Origin of the sequence: Flavobacterium hiemivividum, assembly GCF_004349145.1 — a bacterium.
Taxonomy (GTDB): Bacteria; Bacteroidota; Bacteroidia; order Flavobacteriales; family Flavobacteriaceae; genus Flavobacterium; species Flavobacterium hiemivividum.
Genome location: NZ_SMFO01000004.1, coordinates 199,206 through 223,546, shown reverse-complemented (window position 1 = coordinate 223,546; position 24,341 = coordinate 199,206). Strand labels below are relative to the sequence as shown.

19 protein-coding genes and 2 tRNA genes are annotated in these 24,341 nt (G+C 34.6%); 13 read left to right on the top strand and 8 right to left on the bottom strand.

Annotated elements, in window-relative coordinates:
• Positions 1–247 precede the first annotated feature (247 nt).
• The gene (locus tag E0F98_RS08275) at positions 248–2,662 is read left to right on the top strand and encodes an outer membrane beta-barrel family protein (RefSeq protein ID WP_132110341.1); all 2,415 of its coding nucleotides are present in this window, start codon (positions 248–250) and stop codon (positions 2,660–2,662) included.
• Between the two features lie 95 nt (positions 2,663–2,757).
• On the opposite strand, the gene E0F98_RS08270 is transcribed toward E0F98_RS08275, so the two are convergent.
• Positions 2,758–3,765, bottom strand: a complete 1,008-nt coding sequence (locus E0F98_RS08270) for a 3-oxoacyl-ACP synthase III family protein (protein ID WP_132110339.1) — start codon at positions 3,763–3,765, stop codon at positions 2,758–2,760.
• A 447-nt stretch (positions 3,766–4,212) separates the two neighbouring features.
• Between E0F98_RS08270 and E0F98_RS08265 the strand changes: the two genes are divergently transcribed.
• A complete protein-coding gene (locus tag E0F98_RS08265; RefSeq protein ID WP_132110337.1) occupies positions 4,213–6,624 on the top strand; it encodes a S9 family peptidase in 2,412 nt (803 codons plus the stop codon).
• Positions 6,625–6,669: 45 nt separating this feature from the next.
• Here the strand turns inward: E0F98_RS08265 and E0F98_RS08260 are convergent, their stop codons facing one another.
• From E0F98_RS08260 to E0F98_RS08250, 3 genes are all read right to left on the bottom strand, one after another.
• On the bottom strand, positions 6,670–7,620 hold the full coding sequence (locus tag E0F98_RS08260; RefSeq protein ID WP_132110335.1) for an ABC transporter ATP-binding protein: 951 nt from the start codon (positions 7,618–7,620) through the stop codon (positions 6,670–6,672).
• 143 nt (positions 7,621–7,763) lie between these two features.
• A complete protein-coding gene (locus tag E0F98_RS08255; protein WP_132110333.1) occupies positions 7,764–8,459 on the bottom strand; it encodes an OmpA family protein in 696 nt (231 codons plus the stop codon).
• Positions 8,460–8,488: 29 nt separating this feature from the next.
• A complete protein-coding gene (locus E0F98_RS08250) occupies positions 8,489–8,965 on the bottom strand; it encodes a lipocalin family protein (RefSeq protein ID WP_132110331.1) in 477 nt (158 codons plus the stop codon).
• Between the two features lie 183 nt (positions 8,966–9,148).
• Between E0F98_RS08250 and htpG the strand changes: the two genes are divergently transcribed.
• The 4 genes from htpG (at position 9,149) to E0F98_RS08230 (ending at position 14,690) form a co-directional block, all read left to right on the top strand.
• Complete coding sequence (gene htpG, locus E0F98_RS08245) at positions 9,149–11,035, top strand: molecular chaperone HtpG (RefSeq protein WP_132110330.1); 1,887 nt, start codon at positions 9,149–9,151, stop codon at positions 11,033–11,035.
• A gap of 559 nt (positions 11,036–11,594) precedes the next feature.
• A complete protein-coding gene (locus tag E0F98_RS08240; protein ID WP_132110328.1) occupies positions 11,595–12,188 on the top strand; it encodes a hypothetical protein in 594 nt (197 codons plus the stop codon).
• A gap of 556 nt (positions 12,189–12,744) precedes the next feature.
• Positions 12,745–14,202 (top strand): FAD-dependent oxidoreductase, encoded by a 1,458-nt coding sequence (locus E0F98_RS08235; RefSeq protein WP_132110326.1) that lies wholly within the window; start codon positions 12,745–12,747, stop codon positions 14,200–14,202.
• Positions 14,203–14,297: 95 nt separating this feature from the next.
• Entirely contained in the window at positions 14,298–14,690 is a 393-nt protein-coding gene (locus tag E0F98_RS08230) for a DUF2721 domain-containing protein (protein ID WP_132110324.1), read from the top strand.
• Positions 14,691–14,759: 69 nt separating this feature from the next.
• Here the strand turns inward: E0F98_RS08230 and E0F98_RS08225 are convergent, their stop codons facing one another.
• Positions 14,760–16,877 (bottom strand): outer membrane beta-barrel family protein, encoded by a 2,118-nt coding sequence (locus E0F98_RS08225; protein WP_132110322.1) that lies wholly within the window; start codon positions 16,875–16,877, stop codon positions 14,760–14,762.
• Positions 16,878–17,020: 143 nt separating this feature from the next.
• Here E0F98_RS08225 and E0F98_RS08220 point away from each other — a divergent pair, with 143 nt between their 5' ends.
• The 7 genes from E0F98_RS08220 to E0F98_RS08190 all read left to right on the top strand — a co-directional run bounded on the left by E0F98_RS08220 (position 17,021) and on the right by E0F98_RS08190 (position 23,450).
• A complete protein-coding gene (locus tag E0F98_RS08220; RefSeq protein WP_132110320.1) occupies positions 17,021–18,394 on the top strand; it encodes a DUF1800 domain-containing protein in 1,374 nt (457 codons plus the stop codon).
• A 24-nt stretch (positions 18,395–18,418) separates the two neighbouring features.
• On the top strand, positions 18,419–19,585 hold the full coding sequence (locus E0F98_RS08215) for a DUF1501 domain-containing protein (RefSeq protein WP_132110318.1): 1,167 nt from the start codon (positions 18,419–18,421) through the stop codon (positions 19,583–19,585).
• Between the two features lie 69 nt (positions 19,586–19,654).
• Positions 19,655–20,554, top strand: a complete 900-nt coding sequence (locus E0F98_RS08210; protein ID WP_132110316.1) for an EamA family transporter — start codon at positions 19,655–19,657, stop codon at positions 20,552–20,554.
• A 90-nt stretch (positions 20,555–20,644) separates the two neighbouring features.
• Positions 20,645–20,998 (top strand): DoxX family protein, encoded by a 354-nt coding sequence (locus E0F98_RS08205; RefSeq protein WP_132110314.1) that lies wholly within the window; start codon positions 20,645–20,647, stop codon positions 20,996–20,998.
• Positions 20,999–21,086: 88 nt separating this feature from the next.
• The gene (locus E0F98_RS08200) at positions 21,087–21,923 is read left to right on the top strand and encodes a sterol desaturase family protein (protein ID WP_132110312.1); all 837 of its coding nucleotides are present in this window, start codon (positions 21,087–21,089) and stop codon (positions 21,921–21,923) included.
• A 112-nt stretch (positions 21,924–22,035) separates the two neighbouring features.
• On the top strand, positions 22,036–22,314 hold the full coding sequence (locus tag E0F98_RS08195) for a DUF2805 domain-containing protein (RefSeq protein WP_073210045.1): 279 nt from the start codon (positions 22,036–22,038) through the stop codon (positions 22,312–22,314).
• Between the two features lie 416 nt (positions 22,315–22,730).
• On the top strand, positions 22,731–23,450 hold the full coding sequence (locus E0F98_RS08190; RefSeq protein WP_132110310.1) for a DUF4369 domain-containing protein: 720 nt from the start codon (positions 22,731–22,733) through the stop codon (positions 23,448–23,450).
• Positions 23,451–23,589: 139 nt separating this feature from the next.
• Here the strand turns inward: E0F98_RS08190 and E0F98_RS08185 are convergent.
• From E0F98_RS08185 to E0F98_RS08175, 3 genes are all read right to left on the bottom strand, one after another.
• Positions 23,590–23,663, bottom strand: a tRNA-Thr gene (locus E0F98_RS08185).
• A 157-nt stretch (positions 23,664–23,820) separates the two neighbouring features.
• Positions 23,821–23,894: transfer RNA gene (locus E0F98_RS08180), tRNA-Thr, on the bottom strand.
• 78 nt (positions 23,895–23,972) lie between these two features.
• Positions 23,973–24,239: a hypothetical protein gene (locus E0F98_RS08175; protein ID WP_132110308.1), complete on the bottom strand. Its 267-nt coding sequence runs from the start codon at positions 24,237–24,239 to the stop codon at positions 23,973–23,975.
• Positions 24,240–24,341: the final 102 nt, after the last annotated feature.

Genomic DNA, 24,341 nt, shown 5'->3' with positions numbered 1-24,341 from the left:
GTGACAATTTGTAAATTGGAATACAAGATAATTTCCTATTTAAAAATAAGAACCTTCCTCTTAAAAACTCAAAATGCTACGTTTTTTTATAAAAACTGTAACATTTTGAAAACTTGATAGTCTATTAAGCACCCCTTAATTTTTCTATTTTAATTTATGTATAAAACAGTACTATGTATTGCATATATTGAAATAAATACTATACCTTTACATCATCAATCAAATTTTTAATCAAAAATCATCAATCATGAAAATCAAATTAATCTTAGCATGCCTATTCGGGACCTTAGTTTCGATGCAAGCACAAACTTCAGTCAAAACACCTCTTCTAGAAAACCCTGGAAGTATTACCGGAAAAGTAGTCGATAAAAACAGTAACGAAACCCTTCCCTATGTCAATGTTATTGTAAAAGAAGGCGACAAATTTGTTACTGGTGGAATCACCTCTGAAAAAGGAATTTTTTATATCAAAAACCTAGACTTAAAAAATTACACTGTCGAAATACAATTTATGGGATACAAGACCATTTCAACAGCGGTCACATTATCTACTGACAAAAAGAACGCAGATTTGGGGACATTTGCACTAAAAGAAGATGCTATCGAACTTAAAGGTGTTGATGTCGTTAGTGAGAAATCGACAATTGAACAGAAAATCGATAGAAAAATAATCAACGTTGGCAAAGATTTAATCTCGGCAGGAGCCACGGCGAGTGAAATAATGAATAACATTCCCTCAGTAAGTGTTGATCCTCAAACCAACGCAATAAGTTTAAGGGGAAATTCTAATGTTCGTGTTCTCATTGATGGCAAGCCATCAAATATTGACGCTTCCCAGTTATTGCAGCAAATTCCATCTTCCTCTATCAAACAAATTGAATTAATCACAAATCCGTCAGCAAAGTACAATCCAGAAGGAATGAGTGGTATCATCAACATTGTATTGAACAAAAACAGTAAAATAGGCCTTAACGGAAGCATCAACAACGGAGTTACATTTGGAAAAACACCTAAAATCAATTCTGCCTTCGACTTAAATTACCGAAATGGAAAATTTAATTTTTATGGGAATTATGGTTTAAAGCACGGTAAAAACAATAATTATGGTTTTATAAAAAGCGAACAAGAAAACAAACAAAACACGCAACTCTTTCAATTCAATAATCTCACCACCTCGCATTTAGCTAAAGTTGGAGTAGATTACTACATCAATGACAACAATACGGTGTCTTTTTACACCAATCAAAGCTTCTTTAACGGAAAAGGATATGGAAGTACTGATGTGGACTATGTAAATACCGCTTCTACTGACTTGCTGCAGCTTTTTACTAGTGATAGTAAGAATCATTCCCAAACCTACAATTTCGACTATAAAATTAAATTCAAAAAAGAAGGTCATAGTCTTGAATTAGAAGCGAATTACAATGAAAATGACGATCCCGAAAACGCAAGTTATACCAATTTAAACAGAGACAATAAATCGCTAATCAACTCCTTTACAAATGATGTAGCTACTCTTGGTAAAAACACGATCATCAATCTTGATTATGTAAATCCGCTGACTGAAACTACCAAGTTAGAGCTAGGATTAGAGGCACGAGAGGAATCTACAGCTAATAATTTATTTAGAGATAATGCATACAGTTCTGACTTTACTTATGATCGAACAATTTACTCAGCTTACGCAACTCTTGGTAAACAATGGAAAAAATGGAGTTTCCAAGCGGGAGCCCGCCTAGAACAATACAATGTTGAAGCACTATTTAAACAAGCATCTTCAGCCGACGGACAATTTAAAGATGACATTTTAAGTATTTATCCTTCTACGTTTTTGAATTATAATCCAAGTGAAAATAACTCCTTTAACCTTAGCTTTTCAAGAAGAGTCGACAGACCAAGTATTGGCCAAGTAAATCCTATTAGAGAATGGAGCACTGCTACTATAGATTCAGAAGGAAATCCAAATCTTATTCCGCAATTCACGAACTCATTTGAATTAAATTATACCAGAAAAACAAAAATAGGTTCTATCACTTCCGGTATTTTTTACAGAAGAATTGAAGATGAAATCACAAGAGTGATTTTTACCAATCCTGAAAATCCAAACAAACAAGTTTTATCCTTTGCTAATTTTGAAAATAACAATGCTTACGGCCTTGAACTATCGAGTAATTTAGACTTTAAGAAATGGTGGAGCGCTAATATTAGCGTAGACGCTTATCAGAAAAAAGTTAAAGGAACGGTAGAAACAGCACCTAGTACTTATGAATTTATCGAAGTTAATGCCACCACTTTCAACGCTAGAATCAATAATACGTTTAAAGCTACTAAAGATTTAGGTTTTCAATTATTTGGTATGTACCAAGGAAGGGACCAAAGCCTTCAATTTGACAGAGCTACGATGTGGAAAATGGATATTGGCAGCAGCTACAATATTTTAAAAGGTAGTGGAACAATTAGTGCACGTTTCAGTGATATTTTTAACTCGATGAATTTTGCTTTTGCCGGAGATAGACCTTACAAATCAAACGGGCAGTTCAACTGGGAAAGTCAATCTGTTTATTTAGGATTCAATTATAAATTTGGAAGCGGTAAAAACAAAGCCATTCAAAGAAAAGAAAGAGATAAGAATGAAACCCAAAGTGGCGGTGGACTTTTATAAGAATTAGTTTTAAATTTTGTTACCAAAGAAAAACCCGGAGTATGCCAACTCCGGGTTTTTTGATATAAATAAAAATAGTAGTTTCTAAAAAAATTTTACCACTTAATAATAGCGCTTCCCCAAGTAAAACCACTTCCAAAAGCGGCTAAAACAACAGTATCACCACTTTTAATCTTACCTTTTTCCCAAGCCTCAGTCAAAGCAATTGGAATAGAAGCGGCTGTAGTATTTCCGTATTTTTGAATATTATTATAAACTTGGTCATCATTCAGTCCAAATTTCTTTTGTATGAATTGTGAAATCCTAAGATTTGCTTGATGCGGAATCAGCATGTCTATATTAGAAACTGATAAATTATTGGCTTCAAGCCCTTCATTAATTACCTCAGCAAAACGAACAACTGCATTCTTAAATACAAATTGTCCATTCATATGAGGAAAGTAACTTTCATCATTAGGATCATTATCTGCAATAATATCACTTACCCATCTTGCTCCCATACCTGGCGCAATAAGTGCTAGTTCTTCAGCGTGCTGTCCTTCTGAATGTAGGTGCGTAGAAAGAATTCCTTTGGTCAAGTCTTCTTCTCTGCTTAAAACAGCAGCTCCAGCTCCATCGCCAAAAATCACCGATACACCACGTCCACGAGTGGTCATATCTAATCCAGTAGAATGAACTTCGGAACCAATCACCAAAACGTTTTTATACATTCCGGTTTTAATATATTGATCAGCAACAGACAAGGCATAAATAAATCCTGAACACTGATTTCTAACATCTAATGCACCTACAGTTCTCAAACCTAAATCACGCTGCACTAAAACTCCTGGACCAGGAAAATAATAATCTGGACTTAATGTTGCAAAAACAACAAAATCAATATCTTCTTTGGCAACACCAGAGCGTTCAATCGCAATTTTGGCAGCTTTAACTCCCATAGAAGTTGTTGTATCTTCTCCTCTTATAATGTGTCTCCTTTCCTGAATTCCAGTTCGTTCTTGAATCCACTCGTCGTTTGTATCGATGAGTTTTGACAAATCATCGTTAGTCACCACATTTGAAGGAACATAATATCCTAATCCTGCTATTTTTGAATGATACATATATTACTGTTATATTAAAAATAAGAAAGCAAATTTAAACATAGTTTAACTTCTATTTCACAAATAAATGCTTTTTTATCTATTTATCATTTTAATAATTGCTTTTAATTTTCCCTTTCTAAAGAATAGCACAATCCTAAAATGACTGAAAAGTAAACCACTATAGACTGAAAGACCATAGCTTTAATGTGGCAGACTGAAAAGTTGGAAGATTAGATTATGGGTATTGACCACAAATTCGCAAATTATTCAAATTATAATTATTTTAAAAATTCCGAATTTGCGGTGTGAAAGTTTTTAGAAGCTCAAGCGAAATACACCAATAAGACATCGTTTTAAGCTCTTTTTGTGACTAATAAAAATATTTCCTAGCCATGTAACTATTTTAATATACTTTAGTCTAATTATAATTCAAATCAATTTACAAAAACTAAAACCAAATTAACTATGAAAATAAATGGGTATATAATTTTATTTTTATGCTTCGGATTCACTGCTTTTGCGCAAGAAAACCTGAGCTATCAAAAACCCTCCAAGTCAATTCTTGATTTAGTAGACTACGAGAGAGCGCCGTCTGTTAGCATGGATACAAAAAAGGAATACATGCTGTTAACCTACAGAAACACTTATAAATCTTTAGACGATTTAAATCAAGATGAAATGCGATTGGGTGGTTTAAGGATTAATCCAACCACTAATATTTCCAGTACGGTTACCTACACTAACAACATCAAACTTCGCAAAATAAAAGATAAAAACGAAATTCAAGTTAGCGGATTGCCTGCTAACCCACAAATTTCTAATATCTCTTGGTCCCCTAGTGAGAAGAAAATCGCTTTTTCAAACACCACAAATTCAGGTGTTGCCTTATGGGTTATTGATATCGCTTCCGCGAAAGCGACTCAGCTAACAGAAGATAATGTTAATGCTAATCTTGGAAATCCATTTAGCTGGTATAGCGACAACGAAAATATTCTAGTAAAAATGCTCCCAAAAAACAGAGCCGCTTTATTAAACGACAAGAAAGATTTACCAACAGGTCCGATTGTTTCAAATGCAAGTGGTTCGATTTCTCAAAACAGAACCTATCAGGATTTATTAAAAAACAAAACGGACGAAGCTAATTTTGAAAATATAGTAACTGCTGAATTGTACAAAGTAAGCTTAAACGGAACTAAAACTTTATTCAAATCGGCTGACATGTATGCCGGCGAGAATTTTTCTCCTGACGGAAACTACCTAATGATAAGCACGATTCAAAAACCATTTTCATACATCGTTCCTCTAAATCGTTTCCCTTCGAAAACGGTAATTTATGACAAAAACGGCAACGAAATTAAAGTGGTGAACGAAGTCGCATTAAACGAAATCATGCCAAAAGGTTTTATGGCAACCCGAACTGGTAAAAGAAATATGAACTGGAGAAACGACGAAGCTGCGACATTGTACTTTGTGGAAGCATTGGACGGAGGAAATCCAGAAAACAAAGTCGACTTTAGAGATCAAGTGTCTCAGTGGAAAGCTCCTTTCGATAAAAACCCAACCCTTATTTTAAAAACAAAACAACGTTATGGGGGAATTATTTGGGGGAATGAAAATACAGCAATCGCATTCGATCAATGGTACGACACTCGTAATACTAAAACCTATTTATTCAACCCGTCAGACGCTACTCAAACTCCAAAAGTAATTAGCGATAGAAACTCTCAAGATATCTACTCTGATCCAGGGAATTTTGAAACGATTAAAAATGCCTACGGAAAACAAGTGCTAGCGATGGAGAATAATAATCTTTATTTGTTAGGAAGTGGTTTCACTAAAAGTGGACAGTTTCCTTTTATAGATGAGTTTAATCTTAAAAGCTTAAAAACGAATAGACTTTATACTTCAACATTTAAAGATAAAAAAGAAGATTTGCTTTCTATTGAGGATTATAAAAAAGGAGAAGTTCTAGTTCGCATACAATCTAAGAATGAGTATCCTAATTATTACTTTAGAAACATCAAGAAAAAAGGACAATTAACTCCAATCACCACTTTCAAAAGTCCTTTTGAAAGCATTAAAAATGTGTATAAAGAAGTAATTAAATACAAAAGAAAAGATGGCGTTGAATTATCAGGAACTTTATACTTACCTGCCGGTTATGACAAAGTAAAAAAAGAAAAATTGCCCTTACTAATTTGGGCTTACCCAGCGGAATTTAAAGACCGAAATTCAGCGGGACAAAGTGATCAAAACCCAAATGAGTTTACTTTTCCTTCTTATGGTTCATTCGTGTATTGGGTAACTAAAGGATATGTTGTACTTGACGATGCTGCTTTCCCAATTATTGGTGAAGGAACAACGGAGCCAAATGATAATTTTATTACACAATTAGTAGATAATGCTGAGGCTGCAATTAATGCTGTAGATGCTTTAGGATATATCAATAGAAAAAAAGTAGCCGTGGGAGGACATTCATATGGAGCGTTTATGACAGCTAACTTATTGACACATTCTGATCTTTTTGCCTGTGGTATCGCTAGAAGCGGCGCATATAACAGAACATTAACTCCTTTTGGTTTCCAGTCAGAACAACGTAATTACTGGGAAGCACCTGAAGTTTACAATGCGATGTCTCCATTCATGAATGCTAAGAAAATGAAGACTCCAATGTTATTAGTACATGGTGAAGCCGATAATAATCCAGGAACTTTTACCCTACAAACAGAGCGTTATTTCCAAGCGTTAAAAGGTTTAGGAGCACCGGCAAGAATGGTAATCTTACCGAAGGAATCACATGGCTATGCGGCCAAAGAAAATATCTTACACCTGCTATGGGAACAAGATCAATTCCTAGAAAAGCATTTGAAAAACTAACAAAAAAACAAAGTCCCGAAATTTAAACTTTCGGGACTTTATTTTTTATGAAATCATTAAACTTACTTCTTGATTTAATTCTAAAGGAGTTTCGTGCTCAAAGAAAATTACTTTTCGAGCAAAAACAGCTTTAATTAAATAATGACTCCCTTTAAAATAAGATTGTTTCACGATGGCTAATAACATTCCGTTGTCGACCACTTTTAATTGATGTGGATATAATAAAATAATCTGGTCTTCGTCATCTTCTTCCATCGAAATTAGATTTGATAATTTCAACTCATTTACTTCCCCAAAGAGTGAGGCCACATATTTATTGATAGGATTGCTATACAACGTCATTGACTCCGCTTTATCAACCAATTGTCCTAATTGAAGCACAATAGTCTCATCTGCAAACGAAAGCGCGTCTGTGCTATCGTGTGTCGCAACAAGACAAGTAACCCCATTTGCTTTTAGATAGGCAAACAAATTTCGGCGAAGCGCATTTTTCCTAAAATTATCAATATGACTAAACGGCTCATCGAGCAATAAAATTTCAGGCTCTAATGCCAGCACCCGCGCCAAAGCTACACGCTGCTGCTGACCTCCGCTTAAGTATTTTGCTTTCACGTTTGCAAATTCAGTCATCTCAACGATTTCTAGTAATTCGTTTATTCGCTCCTTCTTTCTTTCTGGAAAAGTATTCGAAAGAAACTTACCTACATTTTCGGCAACTGTAGTATAAGGCATCAAGTCAAAATCCTGAGATAAATACTTTATAAAAGGCATTCCTGGCACTAAATTGAATTTTGGTCCTAAAACTTCTGTTTCATTCCAGAAAATCTGCCCTTGATCCAAATCATGCAAACCGTAAATTAGTTTTAACAGCGTACTTTTCCCGCAGCCACTTTCTCCAATTATGGCAATATTCTGGCCTTTTTCAATTGTGAAATCTATATTTTGAATAACGGTTTTTTCTGTATAACCGAATGTAATGTTTTTAACTTGAAGCATTTTTTATGGACTGAAATTTTGAGACTGCAAAGATAGATTTCTTTGTCAAAAAGATTTTAATGAAAGTAAAATTTATGAAAAAAAAGAAAGCCGTTTCGTTGTTAAAACGAAACGGCTTTCAATATATTTAAAACTATTTTGTTTTAGTTTCCTGATTCTTTTTTAGCATCTTCACGCATTTTATCATTTGCAGTAATAGCAAACTCAACACGACGGTTTTGCGTTCTTCCTTCGGGAGTTGCATTAGTAGCAATTGGGTCAGCAATACCTAAACCAGTAACATTAAATCTAGCAGAAGCTACCCCTCTACTTACTAAGTAATTTTTAACTGAAGCGGCTCTTTCTTTAGAAAGCTTTAAGTTATAAGCAGCAGCGCCTGTGCTATCTGTATATCCAAAAATAGTAATATCAGTATCAGGATATTCTGCAAACACAGGAACTAATTTATCTAAGTTCGCTTTTGCCGCAACAGTCAATGATGATTTGTTAGTGTCAAAACGTACTGCATTTTCATTTAATACTAATTGAATACCTTCACCTACTCTTTTTACTTCAGCTCCTGGGATTGCTTCATCGATTTGTCTAGCTTGCTTGTCCATTTTATTACCGATAACTCCACCGGCAACGCCACCAACAACACCACCAAGAACAGCTCCCATCGCACCTTTACCACCTTTACCGATATTATTCCCAAGAATACCTCCAATTATTGCACCACTAGCTGCTCCAATTCCAGCACCTCTTTGTGTATTATTTGTATTTTTTAACGCTTCACAACTTGTGAATAACGTTCCCATTGCCATTATTAAGCCTAATGTAAGTATAGAAATCTTTTTCATAATTCTTGTTTTTTAAAATTTATTTAGTTTTAGTTTACTTTTTGAAATTGGTAAACTACACTGATGCTTTTACCTTCAACATTTCCTTTATCTACTAATTGAAACGATGTTTCTGTTTGATTTTCAACAGCTAAAACATAACCTTCTCTTACTCTTTTCGCTTTAATATCAGCATCTAAAACTTTCAAAACAAACTCTCCACTTTTATTTACAAACCAAGTAATTGGAGAACTAAATGCTGCACATTTACTATTTGTTAAAGTCATATTCCCTTTGTTATTATTCGAAACTAATTTCCAAGTACTCCCCACAAAACATTGCGAGTCTGCAATTTCAAAAGAGTTCACTTTAATATATTCTTGTCCAGGATAAGAAACAGAGCTTATTACCCAGTTCCCTTTCATTGCCACCTGAGACCCTTTATTTAATTTTGTGTCTGTAGCAGAAGTCGATTTACACGAAAATAACACTAAGGTTATTGCTGTTAAAAATAATATTTTTTTCATTTTGTTTTTGGTTTTACAATTAAACTCTTACAAAGGTACAATCCATTTCGGGAGATTTAGTTGCAACATTTATATAATTTGTTTCAAAATTAACTGTTGCGACAATTTGTCACGATTAAAACTATTGGTATCTTATTTGAAAGATTGACCTAAGATTGTAAAACCATTATAAAATATTTAAATATGACAACAGGAAAAATTAATGTTTCGGTAGAAAACATCTTCCCTTTAATCAAAAAGTTCCTATACAGCGATCACGAAATATTTTTACGTGAATTGATTTCAAATGGGACTGACGCAACATTAAAATTAAAACATCTTACTAATATTGGTGAAGCTAAAGTAGAATATGGCAACCCAACTATTGAAGTAAAAATAGACAAGGAAGGAAAAAAACTTCACTTGATCGATCAAGGAATTGGTATGACCGCTGCCGAAGTAGAGAAATACATCAACCAACTAGCTTTTTCTGGTGCTGAAGAATTCCTAGAAAAATACAAAGACTCTGCTAAAGATTCTGGAATTATTGGACATTTTGGTCTTGGTTTCTACTCTGCCTTTATGGTCGCTTCCAAAGTGGAGATTATCACGAAGTCATACAAAGACGAGCCAGCAGCTCATTGGACCTGTGACGGAAGCCCTGAGTTTACCTTAGAGCCTGCTGACAAAACTTCACGTGGTACTGAAATCATTTTGCATATCGCCGAAGATTCATTAGAATTCCTTGAAGAATCTAAAATCAAAGAATTACTGAACAAGTACAATAAGTTTATGCCTATTCCAATTAAATTTGGAACAAAAACAGAGACACTTCCAAAACCAGAAGATGCTCCCGAAGATTACAAAGCAGAAACTGTTGAAGTAGATAATTTCATCAACAACCCAAATCCAGCTTGGACAAAAGCACCTACAGATTTAACTGATGAAGACTATAAAAAGTTCTATCATGAATTGTATCCTATGCAATTTGAAGAGCCATTATTTCACATTCATTTAAATGTAGATTATCCGTTTAACCTAACTGGTATTTTATATTTCCCTAAATTAGGTTCTGACTTACAAATTCAGAAAGATAAAATTCAGTTGTACCAAAATCAGGTTTATGTAACTGATAATGTAGAAGGAATTGTTCCTGAATTTTTAATGATGCTAAAAGGTGTTGTTGATTCACCAGATATTCCTTTAAATGTTTCTCGTTCTGGATTACAGGCAGATGCAGCGGTTAAGAAAATTTCAAACTACATCACTCGTAAAGTAGCTGATAAATTGAAATCATTATTCACTGAAAACCGTGAAGATTTCGAGAAAAAATGGAATGACATTAAAATCGTACTAGAATACGGAATGCTTTCTGAGGATAAATTCTACGAAAAAGCAGGTGCTTTTGTATTGTACCCAACCGTGGATAACAAATACTATACGCTTGAAGAATTAAAAGAAAACCTTAAAGAGAAACAAACGAACAAAGACGGAAAACTAGTTGTTTTATATGCAGGAAATAACGATGCACAGCACTCTTACATCGAAACTGCGCAAGAAAAGGGATATGAAGTGCTATTATTAGATTCTCCTATTATCTCGCATTTGATTCAAAAAATCGAAGGTGATAATAGCGATCTAACTTTTGTACGTGTGGATTCAGACCATATTGATAATCTTATCAAGAAAGACGAAGACGCAATTTCTAAATTATCTGAAGAAGAGCAAACTAGTCTAAAAACAGTTCTTGAAACTATCGTTCCTAAGCAAACTTACACCGTTCAACTGGATGCTTTAGACAGCCAAGCGGCTCCATTTATCATCACGCAACCAGAATTCATGCGTAGAATGAAAGAAATGAGTCAGTCTGGTGGTGGTGGAATGTTCGGAATGGGCAACATGCCAGAAATGTACAACCTTGTGGTAAATACTAATTCACCACTAGCAACAACTATTCTAAACACTACTGATAAAACAGCTCAAGAACACCTTGTAAAACAAGCGCTTGACTTAGCTAAACTATCTCAAAACTTATTAAAAGGAGAAGCATTAACTGCTTTTGTTAAGAGAAGTTTCGAAATGATAAAATAATATTAGCATAACCCCTCCAAAGGAATGGGCACTAAAGACCTGCAAGTACAAACTTGCGGGTCTTTTTTTTTGGAGCAGAATGATTGATTTTCATAAGAAGTTTTGACCCGTTTTTCACTTTATCTTTTACTTTTTAAAGAAAAAAGTAAAAGGATTTCTCCCGAGGCTTCGGGACAATCGGGGCTAATTAGAACATTTTGTTAATTAAAAGTATATTTAGAAAAAGAAGTCTACAACGATATGACGGATTTCTATATCACAGTATCGGGAATTTTAACGTAAAAAAGACACTGCATCTCTCAGAGTTTCCTCCGAGAATCTTTGCGATACAAAACTGAGATGCACTTTCATAAATAAACAATTTCAATGAAAATATATAGAACAAAAACTTAAATGGCTTATATGTTAAAGAAAACGCTCTACTTCCTCCCCATATCACTGTAAAACAAAAACTATTTCAGTAACAAAGTAAATTTAATTGTAATTTTGAAGTTCATTGATTAGATATATAAAATTAGCACTACTTGTTTAATTAACTTATCAATAAAATTCCAAGCAAATGTGGTGGCAATATCTATTAGTTTTTTTTGGTGCGGTATTATTTGACATCGTACCTTTTCCTTTTGCTCCAGCATTTACAATAATGATGTTTTTTCAAATTTTATTTGATCTAAATGTTTGGGCAGTAATTGTCATTGGAGTGTTAGGATCCGTATTTGGTAGATACATTCTTCTTTTGTATGCTCCATTATTGGCTAACAAATATTTAAAAGCATCAAAAAATGAAGACATTAAGTTTCTGGGAGACAAAATGAACGAAAATAAATGGAAAGGTGTTTTAGTGGTACTTGCATATTCTTTGTTACCGCTTCCTACCACACCTCTTTTCTTAGGCGCGGGTATTTCAAAGATAAAGCCCATTTATATCATAGCTCCTTTTTTGGCAGGGAAATTTACTAGTGATTCCATCGCCTTGCATTTAGGAAAATTTGCCGCCGAAAACCAACAGAGCATTATTGATAACATTTTTTCGTGGCAGTCAATCGCTAGTTTTATATTGGGTTTTGCAATGTTATTTTGTTTGTTTTTTATCAATTGGCGCACCTTAATTCATACTAAAAAATTAGCCTTTGATTTTAAAATCTTAAATTAAGCTCTTCTACCTTAAAGGATTGATCACTTCAAATTAAAATAATTCACGACAACGATATCATAGATTTGCAAACGATAGTTTCAGTGCTTAGAAGATAAAAAAACTCTAAGATTCTTTGTGTTTCCTCTGTGAATCTTTGCGAAACATAACTGCGATGTACTTCCACAAATAAACAATTTCAACAAAAATATATAGCGCTAAAACTTATATGACTTATATGTTTAAAAAATAAGCCTAAAACGGTAGGGCCGATTTGCATATCGTAGTTTAGAGCTTTTTAATCTAAAAAAACTTTGCATCTCTCTGCGTATACTCTGTGAATCTTTGCGAAACAAAACTGATATGTGCTTTCATAAATAAACATATTCAGCCAATCTACACAGCACAAAAACGTATATGACTTATATGTTTAAAAAAACGCTCTACTCCATAACGTTGAAACAATAACCTATTCAAGCTAACATTCCTAAAATAGATATTATCTTTGCCTAATTACATTCCTAAAAACAGATCTAATGACTCCAGAACTTCCTAACTATTATACAAATAAAAAGAAGTGAAAAAGCTAGAAAACACAACCACTAGCTGGACTATTTGTCCTGAATGTAAAGGACGTGGTAAAAAAAGTCGGAGAATCAACAAAAAAGTGCGACTCCAATACCAGAAAGCACTAGAACAATTTGAAAATTCGAATAGTAAAGGCCTAGCTCCTGTCCAGCCAAAGGCACATCTAGATTCTTGCTTGAATTGCTCTGGCTCTGGCTTAATTCCTGCCAGAAATCCTCCCGAAGCAGACACAGAAAACTACCCACACCTTGCTATTATTGGTGGCGGAATAGGCGGCGTTGCCCTAGCTGTAGCTTGCCTACACCGTGGAATTCCTTTCACATTATATGAACGCGACAGCAGCTTCGAGGCTCGATCTCAAGGCTACGGACTTACTTTACAACAAGCGAGTAAAGCGATCGAGGGTTTAGGTATTTTTTCTTTAGAAGAAGGGGTGATTTCCACCAGACATCTGGTTCATACTACTGACGGAAAAGTGATTGGGGAATGGGGAATGAGAAAATGGATGCAGAACGATGCAAAGAAATCTCCCAAGCGTACCAATGTGCATATCGCGCGACAGTCTTTGCGTTTAGCACTGCTGAAACAGCTCGGCGGACATGAGGCTGTGCAATGGGGACACCAATTAGTAGATATTCATAAAACTAAGGACAACGTTGCAAATCTAACATTCGAAGTAAACGGAAAAATAAAAAACGCCAAAGCAGATCTGGTTGTTGGCGCCGACGGGATTAGGAGTTCAGTACGGAAATTAATTATTGGTGACGACACAGCTCCTTTGCGTTATCTCGATTGTATAGTGATTTTAGGAATTTGTCCTTTGGCAGCGCTCGAAAGTCTTGAAAGCCCTTTGCTGGACTCGGCCACAGTATTCCAAACCGCCAATGGTAATGAGCGAATCTATATCATGCCGTACGATTCAGAGTCGGTAATGTGGCAATTGAGTTTCCCAATGTCAGAAGAACAGGCTAAGGCATTAAGTGCCCAAGGTCCTAAAGCACTTAAAGAGGAAGCCTGCTGCAGAACGCAATGGCATGATCCCATTCCGCAAATTTTAACTGCGACCTTAGAATCACAAGTTTCTGGCTATCCCGTGTATGACCGAGAATTACTCGATAAAGAATTATTAGAAAAGAACGAACATATAACGCTGATTGGCGATGCAGCTCACCCAATGAGTCCATTCAAAGGACAAGGAGCAAATCAAGCACTCCTAGATGCACTGGCGCTAGCTCGAGCAATCACAAGAGAATGCCGACCTTTATCTAATTGGCGTGAAGCTGGATTGAGAGAAAGCGTTTTAAATCAGTTTGAATCAGAAATGCTAAAACGTAGTGCTATTAAAGTGAAACATTCAGCAGAAGCTGCTCAGTTCCTACATTCTGAGATTGTGCTCCATGCGGGCGACGAACCTCGAGGACGCTGCCTAACGAGAAAGAAGGAATAGTAATGAATGCAGAAAATCGATTAAATGAATAAAAAATCAGTTTTCGAAAAAAATTATCGAAATTTGGTTATTCAACCGTATCAATAAATTAATAGATGATCCTAAACATAGAAACTCCAGCCTTATTATTCTCAGCAACTTCACTTATACTTTTAGCGTACACCAATCGTTTTCTTACTATTGCGACTATCATTAGAAGTTTAAAGAAAACCTATGACGAAAATGAAAACAAGAGTATTTTAATCGAAATTAAAAACCTCAACTTGCGACTAACACTAATTCGTTACATGCAACTTTTTGGGGTACTTAGCTTATTTCTTTCGGTTTTTGCAATGCTACTGTTGTTTTTTAATATCCAATTAGCCGGTCTGTACTTTTTCGGTTTTAGCTTATTAAGCCTTCTGGTTTCGTTAGCGCTATCTTTCTGGGAAATAAGTATATCTGTAAAAGCATTACAAGTACATTTAAGTGACTTGGTTCAAAAATAGTATAATTAACAAACAAAAAAGAGCTGTGAAATAAATTTTCACAGCTCTTTTTTATTCTAGTCAAACCAACTATTGAGTTAAAATCCCAGCGTCTTCTTTCTTATCGGTATTTAATAAGTTAGGATTTTCTTTGGCCAACTTATTTTTGGTTGGAATCTTATAATTCAGGCTAAAGCCAAATTTCCTCGTATCCATTTTATTGCTGATTAACAACGGAGTTTCATACGAATTAAATGCAGTTTCACTCGTATTCAACACATCATCCGCAAAGATTGACAATGTCAGTTGGTCTTTTAAAAACTTTTTTGATAAGTTTAAATCCAATGCATTTCTGAATGGCTTTACCGCAATGAAGTAAAAATAATTCCCCTTCGGGATACTATAACTATAATTAGCTACGAATTTTATCTTTTGCGGAAGCACAAGTTGCGACATCAAGTTAAATATCCAGAAACCATTTGTGTCTACCTGAGGAATTTGGTGGTATTGATAACCCGCATATACATACATAAAGTTCATGGTATCTGGATTAACATTCATTTTCAATGTTTCTTCCAGCCCTTTGGTAAACAACATATAAGGAATTGGCATCCCAATGTTAAAATTATGAATTTTTATCTCTGGAATATTCTCGTTACTATTAATCACTAAATCATTATTAAGCGTCACTCTATTGATAACTTGATTCTTAGCCGAACTAATATTATAACTGATAAAAGCATAATCAAAGGCGCTTAACTTCACCTCATAATTATCAAAAATAGTAGGCTGCAGGTTTGGATTACCGGAGTAGTCAATGTTGGGGTTTTGATAATTTGTGTTATTAGGGTTCAAGGCTGATGTACTAGGCAGCGTGATCTTTTTATTATAATTCAAATTAAAATTAACCGATTTACTAAAATTATACTGCGCACTTGCATTTGGAAAAAAGCGAAATTGCTTGAATGCAGTTAGTTCAGCGGTGTCTGTTTTGCCTGAAATATTGTAATCTTCGGCGCGACCGCCCACAATAAAACTAAATTTGTCAAATGTAGTTTGCAGTTCTACATAAGACGCCGCAGTTCTTCGTTTATAATCTAAATTCGTAATTCCCTTACTTTCTGCATCGAAAAGTAATTCTTCATACAAACTCCCAAAACTTAACTTCCCTTCGTCCGATAACGGAACGGGCTGCGAATAGTCAAATTTAAAATTATACAAACTTTGGTTTGATCCATTCTCTAAGGTCAAAGCCGAACTATTAATCGGACTTAGTTCAAAATCATTACTATTGTTGTTGTAATTAAATTTAAACTCTAATTTTTTAGCCGCATTATCAAATTTTTTCTGGTAAGTAACTACTGCATCTTGGCGCAAGCCAGTGCTTACGGAAGCATCATTAGTACTAAAACCGGGACCGTTTCCTAGAGTATAACTGTCATTATTATTGTGAGTTATATCATAATTCAATAACAAACGGTCTTTACCGATATCAAATGTTAATGCCGATTTCACAAAATTATTTCTCCCTATACGATCAGCATTTGTTCTTGACAGCAAGGTAGTTGTACCGTTCTCTTCTTTCTCAAGCGAAGTCCAGACAGCACTTTCTCTATAATTCTGACCTAGATTTAATTGCCATCCAAAATACTTATTCTTAGCGCTCAATAACAGACTGTTGTTCATTCTCCAGCGCAGGTCATCATAATTCGTAAAACTTGTACTGTTAGTATACGTAGCACTCAAATAATTCTTTGCGTTTTTATTAGTGATAATATTCAAAATTGCACCTCCAGAAGTAGCGGGGAATTCGGCACCTGGTTGCGTAATAATTTCAATTTTTTCAATAGCATTGGCAGGCATTCCCTCCAGGAAAGCATTCAGCTCCGTAGTAGAAATATTCAACGGCCTTCCGTCCATAAAAACGTCCAATTGCTTTCCTTGATACATCATTCCAGCAATGTCTGAAGCAATTAAACCCGGTAGTTTTTTTATTCCTTCTAAAACCGAACCCGTATTCAAACTGGCTTGGCCCGCAAAATCAAAGATGGTGCGATCTGCTTTTTGCTCTACTGCTTTCTTGGTTTTTATAATTGCAACCTCATTTAATTCTGTTGTCTTTTCGGGTGCCGTCTCAGTAGTCGTTTGAGCAGAAAGTGTAGAAAAACTTCCTAATCCCATCAAAGCAATCAAATATATTCTTTTCATTTTTTTTGTATCAGATATTCCATAAGTCAACGTTATCCTTTAGTTGTTACATTCTTACTGAAAATAGTTTTAATCAATTGGAATTAAACCTTTTTAGATTTGGAATATCTAAACAAATACCCAGCTCATAAAAGTCATTTATTATGGATCAAAACGCATTATGGTCACTACGATTAGGTTTTTCGAATAAGGAAAATAGCAAAATTTCGCAAAAAGGAATCCCTTCTTTTTTAGAAGATTCCTTCAAAGTTTCTTTTGATACTAGTATTCCTGATTTTTTAAAAAACAGTCCAAAAACGGCGACCGAATTAAAGCAATTGCGACAGCTGTATAAAAATGCTACTCCAGAAGAAAAAAAAGAAGCTAGACAAAAAGAAAACCAAACTTCGGAAGCCATGAAACAATGGTGGATAGAGCGAATTATCGATGCCGAATATCCACTCCAAGAAAAGATGACCTTACTGCTGCACAATCATTTTGTATCTACTTTTCAGAAAGTAAAAGTGAATTATTGGATGTTTCAACACAACCAAATATTACGTAAAAATGCTTTTGGAAACTTCAAGACGCTAACCAAGGAAATACTAAAGAGCAACGCCATGGTGCGATATCTTGATAATACTGATAACAAAAGAGGGAAGATAAACGAGAATCTCAGCCGCGAACTACTGGAATTATTCACCCTTGGCATAGGAAACTACACTGAAGATGATGTGAAAAATGGCGCAAAAGGACTTGCAGGCTTAAATCTTGGCGAAGAAGGAGCCCAATATCGAAAAGCATTTGAAGACAACTCAACGATAACCTATCTCGGGAAAACCGGTGTTTTTAAATCGGATGCTTTGGTGGATATTATTTTCGAACAAAAAAATATTCCCTACCTCATGACACGCAAAATACTAGAATGGTTCATTTACGACAATCCAAAAGAAGAGTTGGTGCAGTATTATGGTGATTATTTTAGAAAAGTTGATTTTGAATTCAAACCTTTACTAGTAAAAATATTCACCGAAGAAGCACTTAAAAATACCGCAGGTTCCAAAATTAAAAATCCATTAGAATACAGCTTACAACTACTAACTGAATTGCAGTTAGAAAATGCGAAAAAGACGGTAATTACCAACTTTTTAAAGCAGCAAAGTATGGATTTGTTCAATCAGCCTAATGTGAAAGGCTGGGAAGGAGGCAAATCTTGGTTGACTACACAAATCTATTTGCAGCGCAGCATTGTCGCGGATGCTTTTTGTCAAGGCCGTATAAACATTAACAGAAAAATGGACGGGAAAAATCGACCTCTTCAAAATAAAATAGTATCATTAAACTGGCAAAAGGGCACAAACAAAACCATCATAAAAGAACTTACGGACCGCTTGTTATTTGGCGTAAGCCCAGAAATACAGAAAGACCTTGAAACCGTTTTAAAATATGATTTTGATGCCAATGCACCCAATGCTGATCAAGCCGTTTTAAGATTATTTAATACAATAATCAAAGAACCTGAGTTTCAATTAATCTAATAACGACTCCTAATATCACTAATTATGAACAGAAGAAATTTTTTATCCTTAACAGGCACTTTTACTGCAGGATCGTTGTTATTACCTGATTTTTTATTCTCTTTTAGCAAGCAAGAAAGTCTAGTCATAGGCGAGCAATGCGTTTTATTTATTCAGCTAAATGGTGGTAACGACGGCTTGAATACTTTTATTCCTTACCTCGACCCATTGTATTATGAAATGCGTCCAAAAATTGCACTTTCTAAAGATGATGTCATCGCTGGAAATAAAGAAATGGCATTTCATCCTGCTCTAAAAGGATTTGCACAAATACAACAAAACGGCGATTTAGCAGTGATTCAAAACGTAGGGTATCCCGAGCCGAATCGCTCCCATTTTAGAAGTCAAGAAATTTGGCAAACCGCTTCGGATTCTAAGGAATATATTAACGAAGGATGGCTGGGTCGCTATCTGGATTTACAATGCGCCACCCACACTCCTACTGCTGGAATTAATATAGATAACATTGACAACTTGTCTTTAAAAGGCGAAGTGCCGAATGCCATTACTATCAAAGATCCTGAAAGATTTAAAGTGAAAAATAATACAACTGAGCCTAATGCATTATCGGAAAACCCCGAATTAGATTTTGTTCGAAAAATAGCCAACTCAGCGGTAGAAGGTTCAGAGCAAATCCAGAAAGCATTAACAAATACAACTCAAGAAAATTCTTATCCGAAGACAGGATTAGGAAAAAACCTTGCGTGGATAGGTCGATTAATAAAAGGAAATCTGAATTCGAAAGTATATTATACTTCTCTTAATGGATTTGACACACATGATAACCAATTAGCCATTCATAGAAATAAACTATCCGAATTAAACGATGCCGTATTTAGTTTTTACACCGACATGAAAAATGCGAAACTACTTCAAAACGTTACAATTGTTGTTTTTTCTGAATTTGGACGAAGAGTGAAAGACAATGGAAATGGCACAGATCACGGAACAGCAGCTCCAATGTTTGTCATTGGCGGAAGCAATAAAGGAAAAGTAATAGGTGAGAATCCCAATTTATCCGACTTACTTCAAGGGGATTTAAAACATCAAATTGACTTTAGGAGCGTGTACGCTACCTTGTTACAAGACAAGTTAAATTTTGCACCAAGCTCCATTGGCATTAAGAATCCACTAATCAAAAATCTATTTTAAAAAATCATCCACTATCTAAAGTTGCGTTGCACTTGAAAGCTTACCTTTGCCCTTCAAAAAAAATATTGAATGTCAAATAATCAGGTTTTAAAAGGAGTATTTCTAGTTGCATTTGGCGCTACGAGTTACGGTATGCTTGCTACTTTTGTAAAGATGGCGTATGATGAAGGTTATACAACTGCCGAAGTTACTACCTCACAATTTGTGTTGGGAATCATAGGGATACTGTTAATCAACTTATTCCAAAAAACAAAAAATAAAAATACAGCTGTAAAGGCTTCAAAACGAAATATATTTCACCTAATGCTGGCCGGAACTTCATTAGGAATGACGAGTCTTTTCTATTATTTGGCAGTAAAATACATTCCTGTTTCCATTGGAATTGTATTACTGATGCAAACGGTATGGATGGGAGTTTTACTAGAAATGATTCTTGAAAAGAAACTTCCTTCTAAGCAGAAGATAGTTTCCGTAGCTATTGTTTTATTCGGAACCGTTTTAGCGACTAACTTAATAAACAATGAAGTTCAACTGGACTGGCGCGGTCTAATGTGGGGTTTTTTGGCTGCAGCCTCATTTACCACCACAATGTTTACCGCAAATCGTGTTGCAACTAATATTTCTTCAGCTCAACGCAGCTTATATATGCTGTTGGGCGGTGCAATAATTGTTTTTACATTTTCGATTATCACTCAAGTAACACCGTTTAATTTTGAAATTTTTCTAAAGTGGGGAATTGTATTGTCTCTTTTTGGGACTATTATTCCACCAATGCTTATGACTGCCGGCTTTCCACTTACGGGAATTGGACTAGGAAGTATTGTTTCTGCAATTGAGCTACCGGTTTCTGTGACAATGGCCTATTTCCTTTTGAACGAGACTGTAACTATGACACAATGGTTTGGCATAAGTTTAATACTATTAGCGATAATATTAATGAATATTAATAGCAATGGCAAAATAGCATAATTCTGTTTTTATATAAAATTATGAAATTCGACACCAAAAAGAATAATTAGTTGTAAATTCGCATCAAAATTCTATTTAATTTCCTTTATTATGAATTTACCTTGGCATCTTTACCTAATGGCTTTGATTTATACCGTTGCAGGATTCAACCATTTTAGATCGCCTCGACTATACAAGAAAATTATACCTCCTTATTTCCCCAATCCTAAATTATTAAATATCCTAAGCGGTGTTGCCGAAATAATTTTAGGAATATCATTATGTATTCCGATGCTTTCCACATATGCAGCCTGGGGAATTATTGCACTGTTAATAGCAGTTTTTCCAACACATATCTATATGTACCAAGACGAAAAAGCAAGAATGGGACTTCCCAAATGGGCTTTATTACTGAGAATGCCAATGCAACTATTGTTGATCTACTGGGCTTATCTGTACACTTAAGACTTCTAATAAAAAGGACTTGACTATTAATGAATTAGGATGTCATCGTATCTGAAAAATCACTATTTTTGATACATACCCTACTAGCATGAATGAAATTGTTTCTTATTTTTCTACCATACCTTCTTCCCACAGAAGTTTGATTCTAGTTAGTGGTATTACTATTTTTTGGTTGATCGAAAACGCATTTCCACTTTTTAACTTTACTTATAAAAAATGGCATCACGCTGGAATTAATATATTCCTAACACTGACCACAATTATAATTAATTTTTTATTGGCTTTCGTATTACTAATAGCTGCTGATTGGACTATTACAAATGATTTTGGAATTCTTCAATGGCTACCTGAAATACCATTATGGCTTTATGTACTAATTGGTTTGTTATTACTGGATCTTATCGGAGCCTATCTAGTTCACCTTATCGAACACAAAACTAAATTCCTTTGGCGGTTTCACATCATCCACCATACTGATAATTGGATAGACACCACAACCGCTAACAGACATCATCCTGGTGAAAGCATCATTCGGTTTGCATTTACAACTTTGGGAGTTTTAATCGTGGGAAGCCCTATGTGGATGGTATTCCTGTACCAAACGCTATCTGTAATTGCTACTCAATTTAACCACGCCAATATTGCTTTACCAAAAAAGTGGGACACTATTATGAGCTATTTCATTGTATCACCAGACATGCATAAGGTACATCATCATTATAAATTGCCTTATACGGACAGCAATTACGGAAATATATTCTCAGTTTGGGATCGTCTTTTTGGAACATTTAGAACATTGCCCAAAGAAGAAATTGTATATGGAATTGATACGCACATGAATATGGAAGAACATAATAAACTAAATAATTTATTGAAAATTCCTTTTCAAAAACAACGATCACCAGAAAAGAATTATACCCCATGAAAAAAAAATGCTTTTATGGTTATAACTAATTATATTTTTATTAATATTGTTCTATCTAATTTAGAATCAATTATATTAATCATTAAAAACAAATTGAATTAATTTTCAAGTGATGAAAAAGAGTAACCGCAAAGAATTAAACTGGGAACAAACAGAAAAACTTGTTACAATGGCCTTAGAGGAAAAAAACCCTTTTGAAATTATTAAAAAGGAATTTGGTCTGGTCGAAAAAGAAGTTTTGGAAATAATGAAAAAGAAGATGCCGGCAGAGAAATTTGAGATGTGGAAAAAGAAAGCTACTGCAAATAAACCAAAACCAAAACCCGTTAAAATCGATGATTTTGATGAAGACTTGGATGGTAAATATTATATCAAAAACAAATTGGATTAACCAATAAGAAAAACACTCTCCCGAAGAGTGTTTTTTTTTATGAAAATTTTAAATTAGTTGGTGCTGAATAAATTTAAAATCCTCAATCAGAGTATTATTTATGTGCAAATCCCTTCCACTTTCGAGAAACAAATTACCTCGGAGCAGAGCCCCAGCGGTATTAGCGAAATAACAGCCACAGATTCACAGATTTTCAATAATCTTTTTTAATCTGTGACTCGAGACCAAAGGTCGAACAGGCTAAGTAATCTGTGACAAAAAAAATCGAAGCAGAGCTTCTAGGAATTAAACCTAAAGAGATTAAACCAGAAATCCCTATATAAAAATAGATTGCGATTTTTTTTTAGAAAATTACCTCAAACTAGCGACTAATCTTTCCAACTATTTTCTTTATTTTGCAGCAAAATATTTAACCAATGAAAAAATCAATCCTTGCATTCGTTTCTCTGTTGCTTTTGGCATCCTGCGCTAAAAACGAATCAAAAACCAACTTGCACATTACAGGAAATATTAAGGGACTAAAAAAGGGAACCTTATATATTCAAAGAGTCGTAGATAGCGCTCTTGTAGCAATAGACACCATTGCAATCGACGGCAGCTCTGCGTTTGAGAGTAATATCGATTTAAAATCACCTGAGATGCTTTATCTGTTTCTAGACAGAGGAGTCAGCAATTCATTAGACAATAATTTATTGTTTTTTGCTGAACCTGGAAACATCAACATAGACACCAACCTAGACTCTTTCCTTTCGGGAGCTAAAATAACAGGATCTAAAAATCAAGAATTATACGAAGAGTATAAAAAAATAAGCAGTCGTTTTAGAGACGATAACTTAACTTTATTAGAACAAAAATTCAATGCTCTTAAAAGAAATAATACAAAAGCGGTAGACAGCCTGAGTGCAAGACAAGATTCTAACACAAAAAGAAGGTACTTGTATGTAACGAACTTTGCCATCAACCATAAAGATTACGAAATAGCGCCTTACATCACTTTATCTGACATCTACGACATCAATCTTAAGTATCTAGACACTATTCAAAAATCGATGACTCCAAAAGTCGCAGAGTCTCTTTACGGGAAGAAACTAACTGAATACGTAACTGCGGTTAAAGCTCAAGAACAAATCGATTAGAGATTCCGCAATTCAATTTATATTAAATAGGCTCCTTCAATTAAGGCAGCCTATTTTTTTTACCTTATAATTAAATTGTTCTCGATTCCTGTGGTAAAACAAAAAACCACCTAACAAAAGTTAGATGGTTTTCACAAAGAGCCGGCGGAGGGACTCGAACCCACGACCTGCTGATTACAAATCAGCTGCTCTAGCCAACTGAGCTACGCTGGCATTATTCTGGCTGCAAATATAGTTCTGAATTTCTATTATCCAAATAAAAAAAAGCACTATTTATAATTATTTTTTATTTAAAGAGATCAAAAACTATTCGCTCTTTGTTCTCTTTTTATAAAAAAACCACCTAACAAAGTTAGATGGTTTTACGATGAGCCGGCGGAGGGACTCGAACCCACGACCTGCTGATTACAAATCAGCTGCTCTAGCCAACTGAGCTACGCTGGCGTCTCATTACGGGTGCAAAGATACAGATGAATTCGTGTTTTCCAAAATAAATCTGTACTTTTTTATCGTTTTTTTTGACTACAATTCGTTGATTTTAGCAATCAATTGATTTGCAGTTTGTTCCAATTCAATATTGATTTGTTTGAAGTGTGCTTTTTTATCTTCTACTTTTTTAGCGTTCACTTTTGTGATCAAAGTATCAAATGCAGCAATAGCCTCATCAATTAAATTATTAGTTTCTGTTGTAGCTTTTCCTGTAGTTGAAATTTCAAACAAGTAAACTGCTTCAATAATATCTCCTAATACGTAGTTGATGTCTTTTTTTAAATTCTTAATATTTGCCATTTTATTTTTAATTTTAATTTGCGTCTGCAAAAGTACATATAATCTTTCTATTACCGACTATGAAATGTAAATTTCTAAAATAGAAGCTTTTCCAATACCCAG